The 15,568-nt window shown below is 66.7% G+C and carries 12 protein-coding genes and 3 tRNA genes; 8 read left to right on the forward strand and 7 right to left on the reverse strand.

All coding sequences use genetic code 11. The features are described 5' to 3' along the window. Window positions 1-380: 380 nt before the first annotated feature. Complete coding sequence (gene parC / locus AC5P88_RS18660) at window positions 381-2,624, reverse strand: DNA topoisomerase IV subunit A (protein ID WP_106550637.1); 2,244 nt, start codon at window positions 2,622-2,624, stop codon at window positions 381-383. A gap of 60 nt (window positions 2,625-2,684) precedes the next feature. Next, window positions 2,685-3,566: a helix-turn-helix domain-containing protein gene (locus tag AC5P88_RS18665; RefSeq protein ID WP_180849161.1), complete on the reverse strand. Its 882-nt coding sequence runs from the start codon at window positions 3,564-3,566 to the stop codon at window positions 2,685-2,687. A gap of 172 nt (window positions 3,567-3,738) precedes the next feature. On the opposite strand from AC5P88_RS18665, the gene emrR reads away from it, so the two are divergent. From emrR to emrB, 4 genes are read left to right on the forward strand one after another with little or no spacing between them, the layout of a single operon-like run. Further along, complete coding sequence (gene emrR / locus AC5P88_RS18670; protein WP_005408766.1) at window positions 3,739-4,182, forward strand: multidrug efflux system transcriptional regulator EmrR; 444 nt, start codon at window positions 3,739-3,741, stop codon at window positions 4,180-4,182. Further along, window positions 4,179-5,672 carry a multidrug efflux transporter outer membrane subunit EmrC gene (gene emrC / locus AC5P88_RS18675; protein ID WP_495225738.1) on the forward strand — a complete coding sequence of 498 codons (1,494 nt, stop codon included), beginning with the start codon at window positions 4,179-4,181 and terminating at the stop codon, window positions 5,670-5,672. The genes emrR and emrC overlap by 4 nt, the downstream gene beginning before the upstream one ends. Before the next feature lie 11 nt (window positions 5,673-5,683). Next, on the forward strand, window positions 5,684-6,865 hold the full coding sequence (gene emrA / locus AC5P88_RS18680; RefSeq protein ID WP_495225739.1) for a multidrug efflux MFS transporter periplasmic adaptor subunit EmrA: 1,182 nt from the start codon (window positions 5,684-5,686) through the stop codon (window positions 6,863-6,865). A gap of 7 nt (window positions 6,866-6,872) precedes the next feature. Then, entirely contained in the window at window positions 6,873-8,450 is a 1,578-nt protein-coding gene (gene emrB / locus AC5P88_RS18685) for a multidrug efflux MFS transporter permease subunit EmrB (RefSeq protein WP_495225740.1), read from the forward strand. 111 nt (window positions 8,451-8,561) lie between these two features. Here the strand turns inward: emrB and AC5P88_RS18690 are convergent, their stop codons facing one another. The 3 genes from AC5P88_RS18690 to AC5P88_RS18700 all read right to left on the reverse strand — a co-directional run bounded on the left by AC5P88_RS18690 (window position 8,562) and on the right by AC5P88_RS18700 (window position 10,199). Then, on the reverse strand, window positions 8,562-8,840 hold the full coding sequence (locus tag AC5P88_RS18690; RefSeq protein ID WP_106550641.1) for a hypothetical protein: 279 nt from the start codon (window positions 8,838-8,840) through the stop codon (window positions 8,562-8,564). A gap of 324 nt (window positions 8,841-9,164) precedes the next feature. Further along, window positions 9,165-9,249: transfer RNA gene (locus AC5P88_RS18695), tRNA-Leu, on the reverse strand. A 50-nt stretch (window positions 9,250-9,299) separates the two neighbouring features. Next, window positions 9,300-10,199: a LysR family transcriptional regulator gene (locus tag AC5P88_RS18700; RefSeq protein ID WP_495225741.1), complete on the reverse strand. Its 900-nt coding sequence runs from the start codon at window positions 10,197-10,199 to the stop codon at window positions 9,300-9,302. Window positions 10,200-10,298: 99 nt separating this feature from the next. On the opposite strand from AC5P88_RS18700, the gene AC5P88_RS18705 reads away from it, so the two are divergent. Then, window positions 10,299-11,045: a sulfite exporter TauE/SafE family protein gene (locus AC5P88_RS18705; RefSeq protein WP_106550643.1), complete on the forward strand. Its 747-nt coding sequence runs from the start codon at window positions 10,299-10,301 to the stop codon at window positions 11,043-11,045. Window positions 11,046-11,101: 56 nt separating this feature from the next. Here the strand turns inward: AC5P88_RS18705 and AC5P88_RS18710 are convergent. Both AC5P88_RS18710 and AC5P88_RS18715 read right to left on the reverse strand, forming a co-directional pair. Then, window positions 11,102-11,186, reverse strand: a tRNA-Leu gene (locus AC5P88_RS18710). A 218-nt stretch (window positions 11,187-11,404) separates the two neighbouring features. After that, window positions 11,405-11,489: transfer RNA gene (locus AC5P88_RS18715), tRNA-Leu, on the reverse strand. 128 nt (window positions 11,490-11,617) lie between these two features. Between AC5P88_RS18715 and rnr the strand changes: the two genes are divergently transcribed. The 3 genes from rnr to rlmB all read left to right on the forward strand — a co-directional run bounded on the left by rnr (window position 11,618) and on the right by rlmB (window position 15,524). Next, window positions 11,618-14,083, forward strand: a complete 2,466-nt coding sequence (rnr, locus tag AC5P88_RS18720) for a ribonuclease R (RefSeq protein WP_286075392.1) — start codon at window positions 11,618-11,620, stop codon at window positions 14,081-14,083. 120 nt (window positions 14,084-14,203) lie between these two features. After that, the gene (locus tag AC5P88_RS18725) at window positions 14,204-14,689 is read left to right on the forward strand and encodes a GFA family protein (protein WP_099551089.1); all 486 of its coding nucleotides are present in this window, start codon (window positions 14,204-14,206) and stop codon (window positions 14,687-14,689) included. 91 nt (window positions 14,690-14,780) lie between these two features. Then, window positions 14,781-15,524, forward strand: coding sequence for a 23S rRNA (guanosine(2251)-2'-O)-methyltransferase RlmB (gene rlmB, locus AC5P88_RS18730; protein ID WP_495225742.1), 744 nt, complete (start codon window positions 14,781-14,783; stop codon window positions 15,522-15,524). Window positions 15,525-15,568: the final 44 nt, after the last annotated feature.

Genomic DNA, 15,568 nt, shown 5'->3' on the forward strand with positions numbered 1-15,568 from the left:
CTACCAGGAGCAAAAGAGCAGCCGACTAACAGTCGGCTCTACCAGGAGCAAAAGAGCAGCCGACTAACAGTCGGCTCTACCAGGAGCAAAAGAGCAGCCGACTAACAGTCGGCTCTACCAGGAGCAAAAGAGCAGCCGACTGACAGTCGGCTCTACCAGGAGCAAAAGAGCAGCCGACTGACAGTCGGCTCTACCAGCAGCACAGCGTTCTGTCGCCCGCCAGCACCGGAGCACCGCCAGCCAGCCTTCGCCCGCCAGCTGCTCCACCGCCCGCCAGCCGACAACGAAAAAGCCGGGGATTGCCCCGGCTTTTTCGTGTCTGATCCCCGGCAAGGCGTGTCAACCAAGGTTGACACCCACCAGGGGCAGGGCCCCAGCCCTTATTCCACCGACAACCCTTCGACCTTCTGCCAGCCGCGCGGCAGCAGGTGGCCGCGGGTGGCGCGTGCGCCGAGGTAGGCGTCGAGCTCGTTGAACTTCAGCCCCATCGTGCGCTGCCCGCTGCGTACCTGCAGGGTCTGCCCCGGGCTGATCGCCACGATGGCAACCACGCGTTCGGTGGCGAGCTTGGCCTTCGGGATCTCGATGATCTTGTTGCCCTTGCCCTTGTCCAGTTCCGGCAGGTCGTTGGCGGCGATCGCCAGCAGGTTGCCCGAGCTGGTCACCGCCACGATGCGGTCGGTGGCCACGTTGGCGAGCACCGACGGAGTGAGCACCGACGAGCCGGACGACAGGTTCAGCATCGCCTTGCCGGCCTTGTTGCGACCGATCAGGTTCTCGAAGCGGGTGACGAAGCCATAGCCATGACTGGAGGCCAGCACGAAGCGGGCATCCGGCTCGGCACTGGCCAGGGTCACGAAGCTGGTGCCCGGTGCCGGCGAGAAGCGGCCGGTCAGCGGTTCACCGTTGCCGCGGGCCGAAGGCAGGGTGTGCACCGGCGTCGAGTAGGCGCGACCCTCGCTGTCGAGGAACGCGACCTGCTGGGTGCTGCGTGCGCGCACCGCGCCCTGCAGGGCATCACCGTCGCGGTAGGAGAGGGCGGACGCATCGACGTCGTGGCCCTTGGCGGCGCGGATCCAGCCCTTCTCCGACAGCACCACGGTCATCGGCTCGCTCGGCACCAGCTCGGTCTCGTCGATGGCCTGCGCCGCCTGGCGTTGCACCAGCGGCGAGCGGCGTGCGTCGCCGAACTTCTTGGCATCGGCGGTCAGTTCGTCGCGGATCAGCTTCTTCAGCTTGGCCTTGCTGTCGAGGATGCCGAGGATCTTCTCGCGCTCCTTGGCCAGCTCGTCCTGCTCGCCGCGGATCTTCATCTCTTCCAGGCGGGCCAGCTGCTTCAGCTTGGTTTCCAGGATGTAGTCGGCCTGTTCCTCGGACAGGCCGAAACGCGCGATCAGCGCTGCCTTCGGTTCGTCCTCGGTACGGATGATGTGGATCACCTCGTCCAGGTTGAGGAAGGCGACCAGCAGGCCTTCCAGCAGGTGCAGGCGGCGCTCGACCTTCTGCAGCCGGTGCTGCAGGCGGCGGGTGACGGTGTTGCTGCGGAAGGTCAGCCATTCGCTGAGCAGCATCTTCAGGTTCTTCACCTGCGGACGGCCGTCCAGCCCGATCACGTTGAGGTTGACGCGGTAGCTGCGCTCCATGTCCGTGGTGGCGAACAGGTGGCCCATCAGCTGCTCGGCGTCGACGCGGTTGGAGCGCGGCACCAGCACCACACGCACCGGGTTGGCGTGGTCGGACTCATCGCGGATGTCTTCCAGCCACGGCAGCTTCTTGGCGCGCATCTGCGCGGCAATCTGCTCGATCACCTTCGACGGCGACACCTGGAACGGCAGCGCCGTGACCACGATGTTGTTGGCTTCCTTGGTGAAGGTCGCACGTGCACGCACGCTGCCGTTGCCGGTCTCGTACATGTTCCGCAGATCGTTGGCCGCGGTGATGATCTCGGCGCTGGACGGGTAGTCCGGGCCCTGCACGTGCTCGCACAGGTCGCGCACGGTGGCCTCGGGGTTGTCCAGCAGGTGCAGCAGCGCGCTGACGATCTCGTTGAGATTGTGCGGCGGCACGTCGGTGGCCATGCCCACGGCGATGCCGGTGGTGCCGTTCAGCAGCAGGTGCGGCAGCCGCGCCGGCATCCAGGTCGGCTCCTGCAGGGTGCCGTCGAAGTTCGGTGCCCAGTCGGTGGTGCCCTGGCCCAGTTCGCCCAGCAGCACTTCGGCGATCGGGGTCAGCTTGGATTCGGTGTAACGCATCGCCGCGAACGACTTCGGGTCGTCGCTGGAGCCGAAGTTGCCCTGGCCCTCGATCAGCGGATACCGGTACGAGAACGGCTGTGCCATCAGCACCAGCGCCTCGTAGCACGCGCTGTCACCGTGCGGATGGTACTTACCGATGACGTCACCGACGGTGCGCGCGGACTTCTTCGGCTTGGACGCGGCATTCAGGCCCAGCTCGCTCATCGAATAGATGATGCGGCGCTGCACCGGCTTCAGGCCGTCACCGATGAACGGCAGGGCGCGGTCCAGGACCACGTACATCGAGTAGTCGAGGTAGGCGCGTTCGGCGTACTCGCGCAGCGGCAGTTGTTCGAATCCGTGGAACACGGGGCGGGCAAGTTCGGTCATGCGGCGTTGTTACCTGTTGTCGGGAGGCGGCGACGGCGGTCGCCGCTCGCAATCCTGTGATTATCCGGATGCGGCGGGGGATGCCAAGCCGCGCGCAGGGTCCAGCCCGGTTTCCAGGCCATGTCCGGCCCGCGCCAGGTAGCGCCCCGGCGGCAGCCCGAAGTGGCGGCGGAACACGGTGACGAAGGCGCTGGCGCTGCTGAAGCCCAGTGCATGGGCGATGTCGGCGACGCTGCGGCCGTCGGTCAGCTGGCGCAGGGCTTCGGACAGCCGGGCCTGCTGCCGCCACTGGGCGAAGCTGAGCGTGGTCTCGTCGCGGAAGTGGCGGGTCAGGCTGCGCGGCGACAGACCGGCCCAGTGCGCCCACTCGGCCAGGCTGCGCTCGTCGGACGGGTCGGCCAGCAACTGCGAGGCGATCTTCAGCAGGCGCCGGTCATGCGGCATCGGCAGGTGCATGCGCTGGCGCGGCGCGGTACGGATCTCGTCCAGCAGCACGTCGATGATGTGCTGGCGCTCGGGCGTGGTGTCGTAGCCCAGCGGCCATTCGCAGATGCGGTCGGCCAGCGCCTGCGCCAGCTTGGACAGGCCCAGCACGCAGGGATCGGCGGGCAGGGTGGCGCAGGCCGGTGCGGCCAGTGCCATGCCCCAGCCCCGCAGCGGACCGTCCAGGGTCACCGTATGCGGCTCCAGCGGCGGCATCCAGCCGGCCGAGCCCGGCGCCAGCGACCACGTCCCGTGCGAGGTGCGGGTGGTCAGCAGGCCGCGTTCGACGCAGATCAGCTGGGCGCGCTGGTGGTGGTGCCAGTCCACTTCCCGGACCAGGCCGAGGGGGCTGTCGAAGCGGAAGGCGACCACCGGCGGGCCGTCGTTGCGCTCGAACCAGTCCAGTGCGTCGTCGCGCAGCAGGCGTTTCGGAGGGGGGATTTCTGCCTTGTTCATCATATCCGCTGGCTGAAATGTGTCATCCATTGGCTTAATTGTACTACCGGGCCAGCTGAGCTGGCCATTAAGGTGTGCGCCGTCACTGATCCAGCCCACTGCTGCAACACAGCATTCGATGCCAGATCGAATATTTCCATTGAGAAATATTTTTTTTGGAAGAGAATGCTCCCCCATGATCTGTCCTGCAACCACTCCCCCCAGCTTTGGCCTGCTGCTGCGCCAAGTGCGCGACGGCCTGGTCCGGCAACTCGACGCGTCCATGGCTGAAGAAGACCTGGGTATCGGCTTCACCCACTACATCGGGTTGAAGGTGCTCTCGCACATGGCCCCGTGCACGGCCAACGAACTGGCCCAGGCCATCGACCAGGTACCCAGCGCGGTCACTCGCCTGCTGGACAAGCTCGAGGCACTGGGCTGCGTCCGCCGCGAACCGCATGCACAGGACCGGCGTGCGCTGCAGATCGTGCTGACCGATGAAGGCCGCGCGCTGTGGGCGCGGCTGAAGCTGCGCGGCGACGCGGTGATGGATTACGCGCTGCGTGATCTTTCCGCCGACGAGCGCACGCTGCTGCTGTCCCTCCTTACCCGAATCCGCGATTCCCTGACGACCCCATGAACCCGATCCCGCATTCCACTCTCCGCCGGTCCGGGCGCGCGCTGCTGGTGTCAGCGCTGGCCCTGGCCCTGGCCGCCTGCGCCAGCAGCCGTGGCCTCAACCCCCAGGGCCACGTGCTCGATGTGGACAGCCTGCACAGCGAACGCACCCTGGCCGACACCGACCTGAGCGCCACCGGCTTCCCGGCGCAGGACTGGTGGAAGGCACTGGGCGATGCGCAGCTGGACGCGCTGGTTGCCGAAGGCCTTGCCGGTCATCCGAGCCTGGATGCCGCCGACGCGCGCCTGCGCCAGGCCCAGGCCCAGGTTGGCACTGCGCGTGCCGATGAGCTGCCCAGCCTGTCGGTGTCCGGTGGCTACACCGGCCTGCGCCTGCCCGAGTCGATGGTCGGCAGCGAGATGGGCGGCCGCTACGGCGGCAGCAGCCAGGTCGCCTTCGACTTCAGCTATGGCGTGGACCTGTGGGGCGGCAAGCGTGCCGCCTGGGAAGCCGCCGTGGATGGCGCGCATGCGGCCACCGTCGAGGCCCAGGCCGCACGCCTGAAGCTGTCCACCGGCATCACCCAGGCCTATGCCGACCTGGCCTACGCGTGGCAGCTCAACGACGTGGCCGAGGAAGAGCTGGCCCGTTCGCAGAAGTCGCTTCAGCTGACCCGCCAGCGCCGCAGCGCCGGTATCGACAGCGACTTGCAGGTGCGCCAGGCCGAAGCCCGCGTGCCGGCCGCGCAGCAGCAGGTGCAGGCTGCGCAGCAGCGCATCGATGCCGCCCGCACCGCACTGGCGGCACTGGTCGGCAAGGGCCCGGACCGTGGCCTGTCGATCCAGCGCCCGCAGCCGCTGAATCCGATGGCGCTGCAGCTGCCGGGCGTGCTGCCCAGCGAACTGCTTGGCCGTCGCCCCGACATCGTCGCCGCACGCTGGCGCGTGGAAGCGGCCGACAAGCAGATCAAGGTCGCCAGGACCAAGTTCTACCCGAGCTTCAACCTCACCGCGCTGGCCGGCGTGGTCGCCCCGAACGTGGGTGACCTGCTGAAGAGCAGCTCCACCTTCGCCTACATCGGCCCGGCGCTGAGCCTGCCGATCTTCGAGGGCGGCAAGCTGCGCGCCAACCTGGCCAACACCGATGCGCAGTACGACCTGGCGGTGGCCAACTACAACCAGGCCGTGCTCGACGCATTGCGCGACGTTGCCGACCAGGTCAACGCAGTGCGTTCGCTGGCGCAGCAGGCGCACTCGCAGCAGCAGGCGGTGGACACCGCGCGTTCGGCCTTCGATCTGGCCCAGCAGCGCTACCGCGCCGGCATCGGCAGCTACCTGGACGTGCTGACCGCGCAGTCCACGCTGTTGCAGTCGCAGCAGCAGCTGGCCGGGCTGCAGTCGCAGCAGGTGCAGTCCTCGGTGCGCCTGAGCAAGGCGCTGGGCGGTGGTTTCCAGCCCGCTGACGCCGACCGCGCACCGATCGCCTCCCATTCCAATTCCTCGCATTCCTGAAGACGCCCGCCATGAGCCAGACCCAAGACACCGCGGCCCCGGCCGCCCCCAACCGCCGCGGCAACCTGCTGCGCGGCCTGTTCGTGATCGTCGTGCTGCTGCTTGCCGCACTGGCGCTGTGGTACTTCATGTTCGGCCGCTGGTTCGAAGAGACCGACGACGCCTACGTGCAGGGCAACCAGGTGCAGATCACCCCGCTGGTGGCCGGCACCGTGGTCGCCATCAACGCCGATGACGGCATGCGCGTGGAGCGCGGCCAGCTGCTGGTGCAGCTGGACCCGTCCGACACCTCGGTGGCACTGCAGCAGGCCGAAGCCAACCTGGCCAAGACCGTGCGCCAGACCCGTGGCCTGTACCGCAGCGTGGAAGGCGCACAGGCGGACTTGAACGCGCGCCAGGTGACCCTGAAGCGCGTGCGTGATGACTTCGCCCGCCGCAAGGACCTGGCCGCCACCGGCGCCATCTCCAACGAAGAGCTGGCCCACGCCCGCGACGAGCTGGCTGCTGCCGAAGCGGCCGTGGCCGGTTCGCGCGAGACCGTCGAGCGCAACCGCGCACTGGTTGACGACACCGTGATCGCCACCCAGCCGGACGTGCAGGCGGCAGCCGCGCAGCTGCGCCAGGCCTTCCTCAACAACGCCCGCGCCGGCATCGTCGCGCCGGTCACCGGCTACGTCGCCCGCCGTTCGGTGCAGGTCGGCCAGCGCGTGCAGCCGGGCAACGCCCTGATGGCGGTGGTACCGACCGAACAGATGTGGGTCGAGGCCAACTTCAAGGAAACCCAGCTGCGCCACATGCGCCTCGGCCAGGAAGTGGAGCTGAAGTCGGACCTGTACGCCGGTGACGTGAAGTACAAGGGCCGCATCCAGAGCCTGGGCCTGGGTACCGGTTCGGCGTTCTCGCTGCTGCCTGCGCAGAACGCCAGCGGCAACTGGATCAAGATCGTGCAGCGCGTGCCGGTGCGCATCGCCATCGATGCCAAGCAGCTGGCCGAGCACCCGCTGCGCATCGGTCTGTCGATGAAGGCCGAAGTGAGCCTGCGCGACCAGAAGGGCGAAGTGCTGCCGAGCGCTGCCGCCAAGGGCACCGTGTTCGACACCGATGTGTATGCCAAGCAGCTGCATGATGCCGACGAGGTGATCCACACGATCATCCAGGGCAACCTGCCGCAGCAGCAGGCGAAGGCGGGCTGAGGTCGCCATGTCCGCACAAGCTCCAGCCGCGCCCGGCGCTCCGGCGGCGCCGGGTGCGGCCTCCGGGTTCCTGCCGCCCAGCGTCGCCCTGTGCACCGTGGGCCTGGCGATGGCCTCGTTCATGCAGGTGCTCGACACCACCATCGCCAACGTCTCGCTGCCAACCATCGCCGGCAATCTCGGCGCCAGCTCGCAGCAGGCGACCTGGGTCATCACCTCGTTCGCGGTCAGCACGGCCATCGCGCTGCCGCTGACCGGCTGGCTCAGCCGCCGCTTCGGCGAACGCAAGCTGTTCATCTGGGCCACGCTGGCCTTCGTCATCACCTCGCTGCTGTGCGGCCTGGCGCAGAGCATGGGCATGCTGGTGCTGTCGCGCGCACTGCAGGGTTTCGTGGCTGGCCCGATGTACCCGATCACGCAGTCACTGCTGGTCTCGATCTATCCAAGAGAGAAGCGCGGACAGGCGCTGGCGCTGCTGGCGATGATCACCGTGGTGGCGCCGATCTGCGGCCCGATCCTCGGTGGCTGGATCACCGACAACTACAGCTGGGAATGGATCTTCCTGATCAACGTGCCGCTGGGCATCTTCGCCGCGCTGGTGGTGGGCAACCAGCTGAAGGGGCGCCCGGAGCACATCGAGAAGCCGAAGATGGACTATGTCGGCCTGGTCACCCTGGTGATCGGTGTCGGTGCGCTGCAGTTGGTGCTCGATCTGGGCAATGACGAGGACTGGTTCTCGTCGATGAAGATCGTGGTGCTGGCCTGCGTGGCGGTGGTGACGCTGACGGTGTTCCTGATCTGGGAACTGACCGACAAGGATCCGATCGTCGACCTGAAGCTGTTCCGGCACCGCAACTTCCGCGCCGGTACGTTGGCGATGGTGGTGGCCTATGCGGCGTTCTTCAGCGTGGCCCTGCTGATTCCGCAGTGGCTGCAGCGTGACATGGGCTACACCGCGATCTGGGCAGGCCTGGCGACCGCGCCGATCGGCGTGCTGCCGGTGATCATGACGCCGTTCGTGGGCAAGTATGCATCGCGCTTCGACATGCGCATGCTGGCGACCATCGCCTTCGTGTTCCTGTCGATGACCAGCTTCCTGCGTTCGGGTTTCAATCTGCAGGTCGATTTCCAGCACGTGGCCGGCGTACAGCTGATCATGGGTATTGGTGTCGCACTGTTCTTCATGCCGGTGCTGCAGATCCTGCTGTCGGACCTGGATGGGCGCGAGATCGCGGCGGGCTCCGGCCTGGCCACCTTCCTGCGTACGCTGGGTGGCAGCTTCGCGGCGTCGCTGACGACGTGGCTGTGGGCACGGCGCACCCAGGTGCACCATGCCGACCTGACCGAGCACATCTCGGCCTATCAGCCGGGCATGCAGGACCAGGTGACGGCGATGGGGCAGGGCGACCTGCAACATGGCGCAGCGGTACTGAACAACATGATCAACCACCAGGCATCGCAGATGGGCTTCAACGACATCTTCTTCCTGCTGGGCTGGATCTTCCTGGCGATCATTACGTTCCTGTGGCTGGCTAAGCCGCCATTCGGCGCAGGCGCAGGTGCGGCCGCCGGTGGTGGACACTGAAACTCCCTGGAAACACCGTGCTGTATTTTGACCCCGCCGCGAGGCGGGGTTTTTGTTTGTGCACCGCGGGTCACACGTGCCCTGCCATTAGGGGCGTGCGGCGGCGCAGGTTCAGCGCGTGCGATAGACGCGCTTGAACACCACCCGATCGCAGAACAATCGGGAAATGGCCCACATTCCTGCCACAAGTACGGCGCCGCATGTGAGCCAGCCAGCAGTGGCCTGCAATCGGCTGCCGACCAGGGCGCCGCAGATGATGGCGGCGACAAAGACCAGCATTACAGCCTCCTTCGACGCGCCGTAGTGGACCTCGGCCTGGCATCCCACGCAAACGCGTACGCCGTGGTTCGAGCCGGTATGGCAGTGAGGGCAGATGATGCTGCGCTGCATTGGTGCGTCCTTTGGGGAAGGGGGAGGGTGCTGGTCAGGTCGTGGCGATAGACCTGCAACCGGCTCCCGTAAATCTGCCTCCCACCGAAAAGGAATCGGGTGGATCTCGACTAGGAAAAGTACGAATTGAACGGGGAACGTGAAATGCGCCCCAAAAGGGGGCCGTTCAAGGTCTGGTGACGACGCGCCGGGAGGAGGTATGCACCAGCAGGCGACGCCTGGGTGGTGCGAGATACGACAGTCCGAGTGGCGGTTGCGATGCCAGGATCGCCAAACCCCGGAAACGAAAAAACCCGCTTTCGCGGGTTCGATCATCTTGAGTCGTGGTGCCCAGGAGAGGACTCGAACCTCCACGGTTTTACCCGCTAGTACCTGAAACTAGTGCGTCTACCAATTCCGCCACCTGGGCGACTCAGGAGATGAATTGTGCGGTACGGCAGAGAGTGTGTCAACAACATTTCACACTTTTTTCTGAGGCTGCACGCCCAGGTGATGCAGCAGGCTGCGCATCGCCGGTGACAGCTGCGCCCACTCGGCGAAACAGGCGCACAGGCGGCGTTGTGCCCACGCATCTGCAAGCGGCACCGCAATGGTATGCGTACTGCGTCGATGCTGGCGAGCAATGGTACGCGGCACGATACCGACACCAATGCCGTGGCCGGCCATGATGCAAACGCCCTCGAAGGTCTTCATGCGGATGCGCACGTCCAGCCGGCGACCGATGGCGCGCGCCTGGTCTTCGATGTAGGTCTGCAGTGCATTGCCATCGGCCAGGGCAACGAAGGTCTCGCCGGCAACATCGGCGAAGGCCACGCTGCGCCGCGATGCGAAGCGGTGGCCTGCAGGCAGCAGCATCACCAGCGGGTCTTCCGCGACCACATGCTGCTGCAGGCCGGTGGCGTCGACCGCATCACTGATGATGCCGGCCTCGGCCTGGCCGGCGCGGATCGCGCGCACGACTTCGGGGCTGGTGCGCTCCAGCAGTTCCACGTGCAGGCGCGGGCGTTCGGCCAGCCACGGCGCGAGCCGCGAGGGCAGGTAGTTGGTCAGTGCTGCGGTGTTGGCATAAAGATGCAGGGTGCCGCGCGCGCCGTGCGCGAACGCCTGCAGTTCACCGCGCAGCTGCGCCTGCTGCTGCAGGATCAAACGTGCATGGTGGGCGAGGGCGGCGCCGGCTTCGGTCAGGCTGACGCCGCGCGGATGCCGGTTCAGCAACGCGGTGCCGGCGTCGGCTTCGATCGTGCGCAGGCGTTCGCTGGCCGAGGCCAGGGCCAGGTTCGCCTGGGCCGCGCCGGCAGTGATGCTGCCGGCTTCGGCAATGGCCAGGAACAGTCGCAGGTCGGCGATATCCATCCGCATGTGATGCCCTCATCGCAACGCCTGCGCCTTCGGATCAGCCGAAGGCGAGGCCGGGAAGACCGCATTGTGCGCCGAGCGGCCGACCGATCCAATGAAGGCATGAATGAATCGATGTACTTCTACGTGCTGCTGGTGGTGGTGTTCGTGCTGGCCGGCGTGGTCAAGGGCGTGACCGGCATGGGGTTGCCAACCGTGGCGATGGGGCTGCTCGGCAGTACGCTGTCGCCGGTGGCGGCGGCGTCGATGCTGTTCATTCCCACCTTCGTCACCAATGCATGGCAGCTGTTGTCCGGGCCGTCGCTGGGCCACACAGTGCGGCGGCTGTGGCCGATGATGCTGGCGGTGGTGGTGGTGACACTGGGTTCGGCAGCGCTGCTGGTGCGGGTCGATCGCACCTGGTCGCGCGTTGCACTGGGCCTGGCGCTGGTGGTCTATGCCCTCTATGCCCTGCTTGCACCGGTGTTCCGAGTGCCGCAGCGGCGCGAGCGTTGGCTGGGGCCGCTGGTGGGGGCATTGTCGGGCGTGGTGACCGGCGCCACCGGCGTGTTCGTAATGCCGGCGGTGCCATACCTGCAGTCGCTGGGATTGCAGCGCGAGGAGCTGGTGCAGGCGTTGGGGCTGGCCTTCACTGTGTCGACGATTTCGCTGACCACCGGCCTGGTGCTGCACGGCGCATTCGGCATCCAGCAGCTGGGCCTGAGCGCACTGGCGGTGTTGCCGGCGCTGCTGGGCATGTGGCTGGGGCAGGTGATCCGGCAGCGCATCAGTGCGCGCGTGTTCCGCGCCTGCTTCCTCGGGTTCCTGTTGCTGCTTGGGCTGGAGCTGGTGTTGCGGCCGCTGTTCTGATGCCGGATTCCGGGCATGAAAAAACCCGCTTTCGCGGGTTTTTCTCATTCTCGACGTGGTGCCCAGGAGAGGACTCGAACCTCCACGGTTTTACCCGCTAGTACCTGAAACTAGTGCGTCTACCAATTCCGCCACCTGGGCGTCGAGGAGCGAGATTATGGGGTGCTGTGACGGGGGTGTCAACACTTTTTACTGCGATGGGGGCAGAGCCCTTTCCTCGCGGAAAGGGATCCGACCCCGGCGCCGATCGAAGCCGGGGGCGGATCCTGCTTCGCTCGCGAAACGGGCTCTGACCCCAGGGGCCACAACGCCGAACTGCGGGCAAAAAAAATCCCCGCCGAAGCGAGGAGTTTTTTCGTTGGTGCCCAGGAGAGGACTCGAACCTCCACGGTTTTACCCGCTAGTACCTGAAACTAGTGCGTCTACCAATTCCGCCACCTGGGCGTTCCAGAGGCGCAATTGTGAAGATGAATCCGGGGACTGTCAACGACTTCATGAAATTATTTGATCCAACGCCTCCAGGGCGGGCGCTGACCCGTTCTGCACGCCATCAACGGCTACCATGTAGGGCGATGACTACCAAAAAACCAAGCAAGGGCGGGAGCAAGTCCCGCAGCCAGGCCCCGAAGAAGGGCGCCAAGGCGGGCGCAGCCCGCACCACCAAGCCGGGCAAGCCGTTGCCGGGCTGGTTCCCCGAATTGAATGAAGGCGGCGCACCACCGCGCGGCCGCAAGGTCCGCAATACCGATGCCACTGCCCCCGGCCCGGCGCCGGGCCGCAAGCTGCCGCCGACCGGCAAGGTGATCGACGATCCCTACGCCGCGCGCGAAGCGGAGAAATACGAACAACCCATCGCCAGCCGCGAGGCCATCCTGGCCCTGCTGGAACGCTGCGAAGGGCCGCAGACCGCCGAGGAACTGGGCGCACGCCTGGGACTGACCGCACCGGACCGTGCCGAGGCGCTGTCGCGGCGGCTCGGCGCCATGGTTCGTGATGGCCAGCTGGTGCAGAACCGCCGTGGCGGCTTCGCCCCGATCCAGACCCTGAACCTGGTGACCGGCGTGGTGATCGCCAACCCGGAAGGGTTCGGCTTCCTGCGCCCGGTCGAGGGTGGCGACGATCTGTTCCTGCCGCCCTATGAAATGCGCAAGGTGATGCACGGCGACAAGGTGCTGGCCCGCGTGACTGGCATCGACCACCGTGGCCGTCGCGAAGGCAGCATTGCACGCGTGCTCGAGCGCGGCATGACCCGCCTGATCGGTCGCTTCAGCATCGAGATGGGCATCAATTACGTGGTGCCCGACGACAAGCGCGTGCAGCGCAACGTGCAGGTGCCGCCGGACCAGACCGGTGGCGCGCGTGACGGCCAGCTGGTGGTCTGCGAGCTGACCCAGGCGCCGGACAGCCGCCGTCCGCCGATCGGCCGCATCATCGCCGTGCTCGGCGACAAGCTGACCGCCTCGCTGGTGGTGGAGACCGCCATCCACGGCCACGAGCTGCCGTTCGAGTTCCCGCAGGAGGTGCTGGACGAAGCCGCCTCGGTGCCGATGGTGGTCGAGCCGGCGATGATCGGCGACCGCGTGGACCTGCGCAGCACGCCGCTGGTCACCATTGACGGTGAGGATGCCAAGGACTTCGACGACGCGGTGTACTGCGAACCGAATGCCGATGGCTTCCGCCTGGTGGTGGCGATTGCCGATGTCTCCAACTACGTTCGCCCCGGTACGCCGCTGGACGAGGAAGCGCAGAAGCGCGCGACCTCGGTGTATTTCCCGGGCTTCGTGGTGCCGATGCTGCCGGAGACGCTGTCCAACGGCATCTGCTCGCTGATGCCGAAGGTCGACCGCATGTGCTTCGTCTGCGACATGCAGATCGACCGCGACGGCCTGGTCACGCATTCGCGCTTCTACGAAGCGGTGATGAACTCGCACGCGCGCCTGACCTACACCCAGGTGTGGAAGGCGGTGGGCGAGGACGATGCCGATACCAAGGCCTGGATGGGCGACCTGCTGCCGCAGGTGCAGCGCCTGCACCAACTGTACAAGGTGCTGTCCAAGGCACGCGCCAAGCGCGGTGCCATCGAGTTCGAAAGCAGCGAAGTGCGCTTCGTGCTGGACAACCGCGGTGAAGTCACCCAGGCCGGCATGCTGGTGCGCAACGACGCGCACAAGCTGATCGAGGAATGCATGATCGCGGCCAACGTCGAGGCGGCGAAGTACCTGCTGTCGCGCCACGTGCCGGCCCCGTACCGCATCCACGAGAAGCCGCCGGAAACCAAGTACGCCGACCTGCTGGAGTTCCTCAAGGAGTTCAAGCTGAGCCTGCCGCCGTGGTCGAAGGTGCGCCCGGGTGACTACACCAAGCTGCTGAAGAAGATCCGCGACCGCCCCGATGCCACGCTGCTGGAATCGGTGCTGCTGCGCAGCCAGAGCCTGGCCATCTACAGCCCGGAGAATCACGGCCACTTCGGCCTGGCGCTGGAGGCGTACGCGCACTTCACCTCGCCGATCCGCCGCTACCCCGACCTGCTGGTGCATCGCGCGATCAAGCACGCACTGTCCGGCAAGCCGCTGGACAAGTTCACCTACAACGCCCGCGAGATGGCCGCGCTGGCACTGCAGTGTTCCGAACGCGAGCGACGTGCCGACGAGGCAGAGCGCGAGGTGGACGAGCGCTACCGCGCCGCGTGGATGGAAAAGCATGTGGGCGGCCAGTTCGACGGCGTGATCAGCGGCGTGACCAGCTTCGGCCTGTTCGTGGAACTGGACGAGTCGAAGGTGCAGGGCCTGGTGCACGTTACCCAGCTGCCGCAGGACTATTACAAGTTCGACGCCACCCGCAAGACGCTGACCGGCGAACGCCGCGGCAGCAGCTACCGGCTGGGCGACCGCGTGCGGATCCTGGTGCTTAAGGCCAGCATGGAAGAGCGCAAGATCGACTTCCGCCTGGTCGAACACAAGGGCGAGGACGAAGGCGATGGCCTGCCGCCGCTGCCCGAGCGTGGCAAGCCGGCCAAGCGCACCAAGAAGCAATATTGAATGGTGTGCCGACCAGCGGTCGGCACCTACCTCAGCTGGTGGGTGCCAACCTTGGTTGGCACATCCCTCACCCGGTAGGTGCCAACCTTGGTTGGCACGCCGTTACGGAGGAAAGCAGCAATGCAGGGCCAACCCGAATACAGCGGCGGCTGCCAGTGCGGCGCGATCCGCTTCCAGGCGCGCGGCGCGCTGACCGACAGTTCGATCTGCCACTGCCGGATGTGCCAGAAAGCCTTCGGTGCCTACTACGCGCCGCTGGTCTCGGTGCGCGGCGTGCAGTTCAGCTGGACCCGCGGCCAGCCGCGCTATTTCCAGTCGTCCAACGTGGTACGCCGGGGCTTCTGCGCCGACTGCGGTACGCCGCTGACCTACGAGGCCCCGGACGGCGTGGCGGTGGCCGCCGGTGCCTTTGACGAACCCGAGCGCCTGCCGCCGACGATCCAGTACGGAGTCGAGCGTAAGCTGCCTTTCGTCGATACGCTGTCCAGCCTGCCGGCCCGTCGTACCGAGGAGGACATCGCGGCCCTGGACTTCCTGGCGACGATCGTGTCCCACCAGCACCCCGACCACGACACCCCGCACTGGCCGCCGCGCACGCGCGGGTAGCGCCGGGCCATGCCCGGCGGCCGTTGGGCTGCCGCAGCACCCGGCCCGCCGATGCTCTACCATAGCCACCCCCTTTCCGGTCCCCGCCCGCATGAGCAAGAACAGCCAGTGGATCGTCGGCGTCAACGCCGTCGCCTCCTCCATCGAGAACGACGCCGACAACGTCCGCGAAGTGCTGGTCGAGGCCGGTGCGAAGAACCCGCGCCTGACCGAAATCGAAGAGAACGCCCGCCGCAAGGGCATTGACGTGCGCAAGGTGAACAGCCAGGCGCTGGACGGTGTCGGCGGTTCGGTGCGCCACCAGGGCGTGGCTGCGCGTTATGCCGCGGCCCGCACCTACAGCGAGAACGAGCTGGAAGGCCTGGTCACCGCCGCCGAGGGCAAGGCCCTGCTGCTGGTGCTGGACGAGGTGCAGGACCCGCACAACCTGGGCGCCTGCCTGCGCTCGGCCGCGGCAGCCGGTGCCACCGCGGTGATCATCCCCAAGGACAAGTCGGCCACGGTCAATGCCACCGTGCGCAAGACCTCGGCCGGTGCCGCCGATCTGATCCCGGTGGTGGCGGTGACCAACCTGTCGCGCTGCCTGAAGGACCTGCAGAAGCAGGGCGTCTGGATCTATGGCCTGGCCGGTGAAGCCACCGCCTCGCTGTACCAGCTGGACCTGAAGGGCAACATCGCCCTGGTGCTGGGCGGTGAAGCCGACGGCCTGCGCCGCCTGACCCGGGAGAACTGCGATGGGCTGGTCAAGATTCCGATGCCGGGCGAGATCGAGAGCCTGAACGTCTCCGTCGCTGCCGGTGTCAGCCTGTTCGAAGCCGTGCGCCAGCGCGGTTGACGGCACCCATCGGGGTCAGATCCCTTTTCCTCTGGAAAAGGGAT

It is taken from the genome of Stenotrophomonas sp. YJH_SMC_8, from assembly GCF_059371315.1.

Coding starts and splice junctions, on each gene's coding strand:
- parC (WP_106550637.1), bottom strand. CDS start 2,624: ATGACCGAACTTGCCCGCCCCGTGTTCCACGGATTCGAACAACTGCCG.
- AC5P88_RS18665 (WP_180849161.1), bottom strand. CDS start 3,566: ATGATGAACAAGGCAGAAATCCCCCCTCCGAAACGCCTGCTGCGCGAC.
- emrR (WP_005408766.1), top strand. CDS start 3,739: ATGATCTGTCCTGCAACCACTCCCCCCAGCTTTGGCCTGCTGCTGCGC.
- emrC (WP_495225738.1), top strand. CDS start 4,179: ATGAACCCGATCCCGCATTCCACTCTCCGCCGGTCCGGGCGCGCGCTG.
- emrA (WP_495225739.1), top strand. CDS start 5,684: ATGAGCCAGACCCAAGACACCGCGGCCCCGGCCGCCCCCAACCGCCGC.
- emrB (WP_495225740.1), top strand. CDS start 6,873: ATGTCCGCACAAGCTCCAGCCGCGCCCGGCGCTCCGGCGGCGCCGGGT.
- AC5P88_RS18690 (WP_106550641.1), bottom strand. CDS start 8,840: ATGCAGCGCAGCATCATCTGCCCTCACTGCCATACCGGCTCGAACCAC.
- AC5P88_RS18700 (WP_495225741.1), bottom strand. CDS start 10,199: ATGCGGATGGATATCGCCGACCTGCGACTGTTCCTGGCCATTGCCGAA.
- AC5P88_RS18705 (WP_106550643.1), top strand. CDS start 10,299: ATGAATGAATCGATGTACTTCTACGTGCTGCTGGTGGTGGTGTTCGTG.
- rnr (WP_286075392.1), top strand. CDS start 11,618: ATGACTACCAAAAAACCAAGCAAGGGCGGGAGCAAGTCCCGCAGCCAG.
- AC5P88_RS18725 (WP_099551089.1), top strand. CDS start 14,204: ATGCAGGGCCAACCCGAATACAGCGGCGGCTGCCAGTGCGGCGCGATC.
- rlmB (WP_495225742.1), top strand. CDS start 14,781: ATGAGCAAGAACAGCCAGTGGATCGTCGGCGTCAACGCCGTCGCCTCC.